The 8,760-nt window shown below is 27.5% G+C and carries 9 protein-coding genes; 2 read left to right on the top strand and 7 right to left on the bottom strand.

The window, feature by feature from the left end:
* From J7G74_RS15170 to J7G74_RS15140, 7 genes are all read right to left on the bottom strand, one after another.
* Positions 1–263, bottom strand: a 263-nt coding sequence (locus J7G74_RS15170; protein ID WP_297136873.1) for a (2Fe-2S)-binding protein, incomplete at its 3' end; no start/stop codon positions are given.
* Positions 264–585: 322 nt separating this feature from the next.
* Positions 586–2,049, bottom strand: coding sequence for an aminoacyl-histidine dipeptidase (locus J7G74_RS15165; RefSeq protein ID WP_297136871.1), 1,464 nt, complete (start codon positions 2,047–2,049; stop codon positions 586–588).
* A 19-nt stretch (positions 2,050–2,068) separates the two neighbouring features.
* A complete protein-coding gene (locus J7G74_RS15160; protein WP_297136870.1) occupies positions 2,069–3,484 on the bottom strand; it encodes a YfcC family protein in 1,416 nt (471 codons plus the stop codon).
* A 337-nt stretch (positions 3,485–3,821) separates the two neighbouring features.
* Positions 3,822–4,043, bottom strand: a complete 222-nt coding sequence (locus J7G74_RS15155; protein WP_334299746.1) for a hypothetical protein — start codon at positions 4,041–4,043, stop codon at positions 3,822–3,824.
* Positions 4,044–4,066: 23 nt separating this feature from the next.
* A complete protein-coding gene (locus J7G74_RS15150; protein WP_297136867.1) occupies positions 4,067–4,648 on the bottom strand; it encodes a TetR/AcrR family transcriptional regulator in 582 nt (193 codons plus the stop codon).
* 132 nt (positions 4,649–4,780) lie between these two features.
* Positions 4,781–6,529, bottom strand: coding sequence for an Hsp70 family protein (locus J7G74_RS15145; RefSeq protein WP_297136865.1), 1,749 nt, complete (start codon positions 6,527–6,529; stop codon positions 4,781–4,783).
* Positions 6,530–6,551: 22 nt separating this feature from the next.
* Positions 6,552–7,073, bottom strand: a complete 522-nt coding sequence (locus J7G74_RS15140) for a nucleotide exchange factor GrpE (protein ID WP_297136864.1) — start codon at positions 7,071–7,073, stop codon at positions 6,552–6,554.
* 157 nt (positions 7,074–7,230) lie between these two features.
* Between J7G74_RS15140 and J7G74_RS15135 the strand changes: the two genes are divergently transcribed.
* Both J7G74_RS15135 and J7G74_RS15130 read left to right on the top strand, forming a co-directional pair.
* Positions 7,231–8,061 (top strand): J domain-containing protein, encoded by an 831-nt coding sequence (locus J7G74_RS15135; protein ID WP_297136862.1) that lies wholly within the window; start codon positions 7,231–7,233, stop codon positions 8,059–8,061.
* 26 nt (positions 8,062–8,087) lie between these two features.
* Positions 8,088–8,760 (top strand): leucine-rich repeat domain-containing protein (locus J7G74_RS15130; RefSeq protein ID WP_297136860.1); only part of this gene is annotated, 673 nt, incomplete at its 3' end.

Genomic DNA, 8,760 nt, shown 5'->3' with positions numbered 1-8,760 from the left:
CTACATCTAGCACATCCTGTACCTGCTTTTGTCTCATCCATTACTTTTTCTAATGTATCTGCTCCATTTTTAACTGCTTCTACTACTTCATTTACTGATATATTTTGGCACTTACAAACATTTTGTAGTACCCTATCTATTTTCCTATATTCATCATCATCTTCAATAACTATATCTGTCATTTCTTTAACGTCTTTAACTGTTCTTGCTCCTTGTGATTGAGCTACTCTAACTTTTTTATATTTTTCATTGTCTAAAATCATATGTATTCTCCTTATATTTAAATATGATATTAAAGTATATTTTAAATAATTATAAAATAAAATTAATATCAACCTTTTTATTTTTTAAAATTATTATTCCACCTTAACATATATTTATACAATATATAGACTTATTAATAAATAAAGCTACTTCACCATATAGTATAGCAGCTTTTAATATTTTATCTTATTCCACTTATATACTTACTTTTGAGAATTATATTTTTTAATAAAGCTTGCTACCCTATTTCAACTAATCTTTTACTTATTTGAGCTCCCACACACAAAAAAGAGCTCTTCCAAAAAGGAAGAACTCTCTCACTTACTTCACATTCCTAAGCACTGCAACTAAATACTCCCAAGTTCTCTCAGTAGAACCTATACTTAAGTGCTCATTTGGTGTATGTACATCAAACAAATCAGGCCCAATAGAAACGGCCTCTGCACCTTTTATAGCATCAAGTAACAGTCCACACTCTAGCCCAGCATGAATAGCAATTATCTCAGGCTTTTTACCTGTCACCTCTTCATAAGTATCTACACAAATCTTTTCTAATTTAGAATTTTTCACATATTCCCACTCAGGATAATCATCTTCCAAATCAAACTTAACACCTAAAGACTTGCATAATAAGTCCATTCTATCATTTAAATCATCTTTTAAGCTCTTCACTGAACTTCTAGTAGCAAGCTCAAACTTAATCTCGTCATCATTAGTAACTACAACACCTAAGTTAGTAGAACTTTCAACAAGTCCTTCTATATCAGCACTCATAGTTTGAATCCCTCTAGGCATTAAGTTTAGTACACTAATTATCTTTTCTTTAACTTCATTAGTTAGAGCTTTATCATAATTTTCCTCTAACTTATGACATTCTAAATTAACTTCTGGATCTGAAGTTTTATATTCATTTTTAAGTATGTTTAGCATCTTACTAATTTCTTTTTGTAAACTTTCTTCATATTGACTATCTACTAAAATTACACATTCTGCTTCACGAGGTATGGCATTATTTTTAAGCCCACCATGTATATTTACTAAATCATACTCTATTTTTCCATTTTTACAAAGATTATTTAAAACTCTTCCCATTAATACATTAGAATTTCCTCTTTGCTTATCTATTTCCATACCAGAATGTCCACCTTGTAGACCTTTTATTATTAGAGAATAAGCAGTTTTAGGATAAGTAATTTCTTTGTACTCTTTATTTATAGTAACCACTGCTGTAACACCACCTGCACAGCTTACAGTTATTTTACCTTCTTCTTCTGAATCTAAGTTTATGATGTATCTTCCTTTAAAAAGACTTCCATCTAAATTCATAGCACCTATCATGCTAACTTCTTCATTTACTGTATAAACTACTTCAAGTGGTGGATGAGGTATATCATCTGAAGCTAATAATGCTAGTCCCATGGCAATTGCTATTCCATTATCAGCTCCTAATGTTGTTCCAGTAGCATATAAATGATCTCCTTCTAATCTTAGTTTTATTTCATCTTTAGTAAAATCATGTTCAGTATCTTTATTTTTTTCACAAACCATATCCATATGTCCTTGAAGTATTACTCCAGGATTATTTTCGTATCCTTCTGTAGCTGGCTTTTTTATTATTACATTCAGAGTTTCATCTTGAATAGTTTCCAGTCCTAGCCTTTTCCCTTCACTTACTAAATAATTACTTATTTCTTGTTCATGTCCTGAACATCTAGGTATCTTAGATATTTCTTCAAAATATTTAAAAACTAATTGTACTTTTGGATTTTTAATATTTAATATCATTTAACTTCTCCTTTTTAATCTATATAAACATCATAGCTATAGATAATATTATTGCAGAGGATATAAATATAGCAACTAATACTTTGCTCACAAATTTAACCCATGATGAATAATCCACCTTCGCTATAGCTAGTGTACCCATTATAACTCCACTTGTAGGTGTAACTAAATTTACAATACCACTACCTGCACTAAATATGGATATTATAACTTCTGGCGGGAATCCTAAACTAACTGCTAAAGGTCCAAATATAGGCATTGATAAACCTGATAAACCAGATGTAGATGGTATGAAAAATGATAATGCCATATATATTAAGTAAGCAACTATTGTAAATACTATAGGTGACATACCAACTAACACAGACGAAACAGAATTTAATACATAAGCATCTAATCCAGTAGTACTCATAATAACTGATATACCTTTTGACACACCTATAACTAATGCTACTCCCACCATATCAGCAGCACCCTCTAAGAAAGCATTTACTATTTCAATTTCTTTCATTCTATAAACTAAACCTATGACTACTGCCATAATTACAAACCACATACTAAGTTCAGAGAACCACCAATTCCCCAGGGCCGCCCCTGTTAAAAAGTCAGTGTGTATGAATAGATTTATACCAAATTCTTCCCAAGGAATAATTCCTGCTACCATTACTAAAAATGTGAAAGCAAATAATGCTAAAACTATTTTTCTCTTTCCTGTGAATTCTATTACCTCTTCTTCACCATTTTTATTTCCTATAAATGCTTCGTTGGCTTGTTTTATCTCTGAATCTGATAATAGTGTTTGAGATTTATCTCTATGAACTTTTTTAGCATAATTCATTACAAAAAATATTGATATAAGTAATGATGATAACCATAAAGCTATACTTGTACCAATAACGATTACTTGATTTACATCTATTCCCACACCTTTTAATGCTCCTATACTTACTGAAACTAAAAATGGATTAACTGTAGAACCTAAAACCCCACATCCTGCTCCTAAAATAATCGTTGCCACAGATACTAGTGGATCAAATCCTGCTATAATCATTGTAGTTGTAACTAATGCTGTAAAAGCTATAGTTTCTTCAGCCATACCAAAACTAGTTCCACCAAGAGAGAATAAAAACATCAAAACAGGTATTAAAACTAATTCTTTTCCTTTTAATTTAGCAACTACATTTCCTATACCTGCATCTAATGCTCCTGTTTTTGTAGTTACTCCTAAAAAACCACCAATTAATAAGACAAATATAGCAATATCAATTGCCTCATTTAATCCATTTATTGGAGCCATAATAAAGTCTGACAAACTAGCTGCCTTCACTCCTGGTATAAAATTTGTTACTATTGCAATAATCGCAGTTATTGACAATAATACTGTATAAGCCGTTGGTAGCTTAAGTGATTTTTTCTTTTTTTCATTTGTACTCATCTGCATTTCTCCTTTAATGTCATTTTCTATTAATTTTAGATTTTACATAAATTTGGACAATTATGCAATAGTTTACATATTATTTTAACTTGTATCCATATATATACTTATATATTATTAGTTTGCCTAAATAAAATTATTCTATTTAATGCGCTATCTATCTCTATTCCTTCAAGTGAAGTTAGTTTATAATTATTTCTAGAATTTATACAAGATAAAATATCCTTTTAATCTTTGTCTAAATTTATTAAATTACAAATAAAAAATGCCATCAATTTATTTGAATAATTTGATGGCATTTTTTATAAATCAATTTTAAATTATAATAATTAAAATCTTATTTCATTTTCTTTAAATCTAAATAAGCTTCTATTTGTGGAATATATATCATATCATCCTTTATGTGAGTATTACCAAATTCCTTAAGTTCTTCTCCTTTTTCGTCTTTAGTAATTTTATATTTAATAACTTCACTATCTCCTATTTCAGCATGAAAAAACATACCTTCATATTGTTTAAATCTAAAATTATAATTGTCTCTAGTTAATTTAATACAAATTTGTTTCATTAATACTACCTTCCTTACTCTATTTTAAAATCCTTTAGAAAAATTTCTATTAATTCTACTCCATAAGAAGATAAAGGATAATTGCCTTCACAAATACACCAATCATATAGAACAGCTCTTTCTTGCATAGCATAAATTCTCACTATTTCTCTTGATGATCTATCATTTTTAATTTGATTTCTATCTTGACCTTCAGTTATTATTTGTTGTAAAACTCTATAGTATACTCTTGTTTGATCTAGCAAATGTTTTTGTCCTTTTTTTATTATCTGAGAAGAATATAATATAGCTAATAAATCAACAGGAACTCTTTCTTCTATAAATCTAAATAAGTGTCTAGTTGTTTCTATAAGTTTATCAAAACTATTCATATCTTTATCTAATTTCTCCATAATACTTTCATACTCTTCGTCGAACATATCAGATAAAGAATTTAATAATTCATCTTTTGCTCTAAAATAATGATAAAAATTACCCTTTGACATTCCACATTCATTTATGATTTGATCTACTGTCGTAGCTTCATAACCTTGTTCATAAAATAATTTCCATGCTACTGATGCTATTTTTGATTTTGTCGGATTAATTTGCCCCATTTACTTTCCCCTTTGTTTTTATTTTATATAAAAAATATGTATTGTCTTTATTATTTTATATTAATTATAACAAAATTATTTGATTACTACTATTAGTATATACTATTTATTGAAAAAATCATAATCATAATCTTATTTTAGCTTAAATAAGATATCTGTTAGTGCTTCATCATATTTTTCTACCAATTCTTTATCTTCATCAATTATTGCTAATTTGAGTTTTTCAACTATATTTTTTAATACTTCGCACAATTCTTCATCTAATTCATTCATTTTATTTTCAGCTAATTCTATAATATCTTTTACACTTTCACCCAAATTATAATTTTTCCAAGTATTTAAATGCATGGCTTTATTAATACTTTCATCTACCAGTTTATCTTGTGGTAATTCTATTAATCTAAAGTTATCTATTATTTTATTGATTGATTTTCCCGTACTTACTACAGTTGCTTTAACCTCAAGTATTCCATTTAAATCATAATCAAATTCTATATCTATGCTTTGCTCTCCAGCCTTTCCTTCAGGAACTCCACTTAATATAAAATCACCTATTTTAGTATTATCTTCTGCCATAATTTCATTTCCTTCATATACTTCCACTCTTACTTCTTCTTGGTTATCTACAGCAGTATAGTATGTTTTCTTTTTAGAACAAGGTATAGTGCTATCTATTGGAATTATACAGTCAAAACATCCATCGATAACTTTTCCATCACCTATTTTAATTATACTTGTTCCAAGGTTATAGCTACATTTATCACTTATAATAAAAGTCTCTTCATCTGTAATTTGATTATTTTTTAATCCTGCTTGTATAGCCGCTCCAAGGGCTACTGCTTCATCTGGATTTATGCCTGATGTTATTTTTCCTGGAAACATACTTTCAACTAATTCCTTAACTGCTACTATTCTACTGGAGCCACCTGCAAGTACAACAGTGTCTATATCTTTTTCTTTTAAGTTTGAAGCTTTTAAAACTTCTTTTATTTTATCTGTAGTAGACATTACCAAATCTTTAGTGAGTTTATTAAATTTTTCTCTAGTAAGCTCTAAACTAATATTTATTGGCTTATTATCTATTATTCTTATAAAAGGTATATTAATTGTAGTGCTCAGCTGATTTGATAATTCTTTCTTAGCATGAATTGCTGCTTCTTTTACTCTTGACCTTATACTATAAACTGTATCTAAATCTATATTTTCATATAAACCTAATTCATATGTAATTTCAAATTCTTCTTCTATATATTTTTCTATTCTCCCATCGAAATCTTTACCACCTAATTTATCATTTCCTCTACTTGATTTTACATCTAATATTCCTTCAAATATTTCAAGCACTGATACATCAAATGTTCCTCCACCTAAATCAAATACTAGAATTTTTTCTTCCTTATTAGAATTATTCATTCCATAAGCCATAGCTGCAGCTGTAGGTTCATTTATTATTCTTTCAACTTTTAATCCAGCTAGTTCACCTGCCATTTTAGTAAGCTTCCTTTGAGAGTTATTAAAGTTTGCTGGAACTGTAATCACTGCTTCTACTACCTCATCCCCTAAATAAGCTTCAGCATAGTTTTTTAATTCTTTAAGTAAAATACCAGATATCTCATGAGGTAAATATTCCTTATTCCCTAAAGGTATTCTTGCATCTGTACCCATTAATCGTTTTACTTCAGACACAGTTCTATCTGGTGATGAAATCAACTGATTATATGCCACTTGTCCCACAACTATACTTTCATCTTCTTTTTTTCCTATTACAGATGGTACTATTCTATTACCAAAACAATCTGGTATGATTTTAGGTTCTCCATTTTCAATATAAGATATTTCAGATGTTGTAGTTCCCAAGTCAATTCCTATTATCTTTCCCATAATTAATATCCCCCTTATTATTTTATTTTGCAACAATCACTAAAGCTGGCCTAAGTACTTTTCCCTTTAAAATATATCCTGTTTCAATTACTGAAATTATTTCCCCATGCTCTTTAGAAGAATCTTCCACTCTTGAAATACATCTATGTATATCAGGATTAAATAAATCTCCCAGTGGGTTAATCTCACATAAATTAATTTCTGAGATTTCCTTTCTAGTAATTTTTTTCACACTATTTAAATTATCAATTAATGCTTTATTTTCACACTGATGTGCAAACTTATAAACATTATCAAGTTGATCTAATAAAATTAATATTTTTCTATATATTTTTACCTCATCAAAGTTTTTTTGCTCTAACTCTTTTTTCAATCTAAATATTTGTTCATTACTATTACTCATTTCATTTTTTAGGCATTCTACAGATAGTATATTTTTTTTAGTATTTTTATTAACTAATTTTATATCTCTCCTTATCTTCCGTATAGCTTCGTATATGTCATTTAAATCAGCAGTATTTGTTCCCTTTTGTATCTCACTCAATATCTTCTCCCTCCTGATTAATACCTCATAATAAATAAATTTATATAATATTTATATTTTATTAAACCTGTATTATATGTATATGATTGCTAAGGAAATTTAATTTATATATAATTTAATTATATGCATAAATATTTATTTATTAGGAGGTTTTTACATGCCTATTCTCGAAGATTTATTATCGAAAGGATATATAGATACTCAATCAAATGAAGTAAATTTTAATTATTCTAAAATTAAATGCCCTTTTTGCAGTACAGAATATAATTTGGAGGATGGTATATATAACTGCACTAATTGCAAAAATACATTTAGAAAAATTGGATTTAACACATACGATGAGAAAAAAGTATCAAACGCAGCAGCGGATTATTTAGTTCAGTTATTAACATACTGTGCAAAGGTTGATAAATTGATTTCCTGTGAAGAAAGAGACTTTATTGTGGAATATATTGAATCTTTTGATATAAATGAAGACCAAGAAAGCTGGTTGTTCGCCCAATATGATTATGCAAGGTTTAATGATTACAATAAAAATGTTATACTTTTCTTAAAAAAATCCATAAACCAATTATGTGATAATTTTAATTTAGAGTTCGATATATTATCTGACATACTCTCAGTTTTTTTTATAGATAATGATACATTAAATTCTAACCAAGAGGAAATTATAAAAGATTATCTATCTATCTTTGAAATACCTACAAAAATTTACAAAGAAAAGTTTAATGAATTTCTAAAACATAAACTTGATAATGACAAAGTTAATAAAAATCATAAACATCCTCTTGATGAATACTATGAAATACTTGGTCTTGAAAGAGGATGCAGTATCCAAGACTTAAAAAGACAGTATGCTTATCTTTGTAAAACTTATCACCCAGACAAATATAATTCTCAAAATGTGCCATATAAAATAAAGAAAGAAATGGAGGAAATGTACAAAAAAATTAATAATGCTTATGATAAACTTAAAAATAATTTTTAATTTAAAATATTAAGGAGGCTATTATTATGTATATTCTTTTTCTAATCATTATAATAATCGTCATACTTATAATTGCATATATAGTTCACAAGGAATATTCTAAAACTAATCATAAACACTTATCACATAATATAAATAATAAAAAAAAATCATCACAGTCTAAATTTACAAAAGAAATACTCATAAATTTAATAAATAACGATACTCTTAATAGCTTAACACAATATATTATACCACCATCTTATACAACTTTAGATAATAACACTTTTTCAGAATGTATTAATTTAAAAGATATATATCTATCTGAAGATATTAATTTGATAGAAGATAAATCATTCATTAAGTGTGAAAATTTGGTAAGCATAAATATAGATGATGATAATAAAAACTACTGTAGTAAAAAAGGCATATTATTTACAAAAGATTTAAGTAATATTCTTACTTATCCATCATCTAAACAAAGTTCCACTTATTTTATTCCTCAAGATGTAAAAGTAGTTAATAGCTATGCATTTACAAATAACAAATATATTAAGTATTTAATATTACCTAATACAATTACAACAATTTGCGAAAATGCATTTTTAAATTGTAAAGAATTAAAACAAATAGTTATTCCACCTAATGTTACAGATTTACATCCTAGGGCTTTTAACATTTGTCCTAGATTAACAATAAGAGGCTATAAAGACTCTATTG

Origin of the sequence: Terrisporobacter sp., assembly GCF_017888745.1 — a bacterium.
Taxonomy (GTDB): domain Bacteria; phylum Bacillota; class Clostridia; order Peptostreptococcales; family Peptostreptococcaceae; genus Terrisporobacter.
Note: the sequence above shows the minus strand (reverse complement) of the source record. Positions and strands in the feature narration are given on the sequence as shown.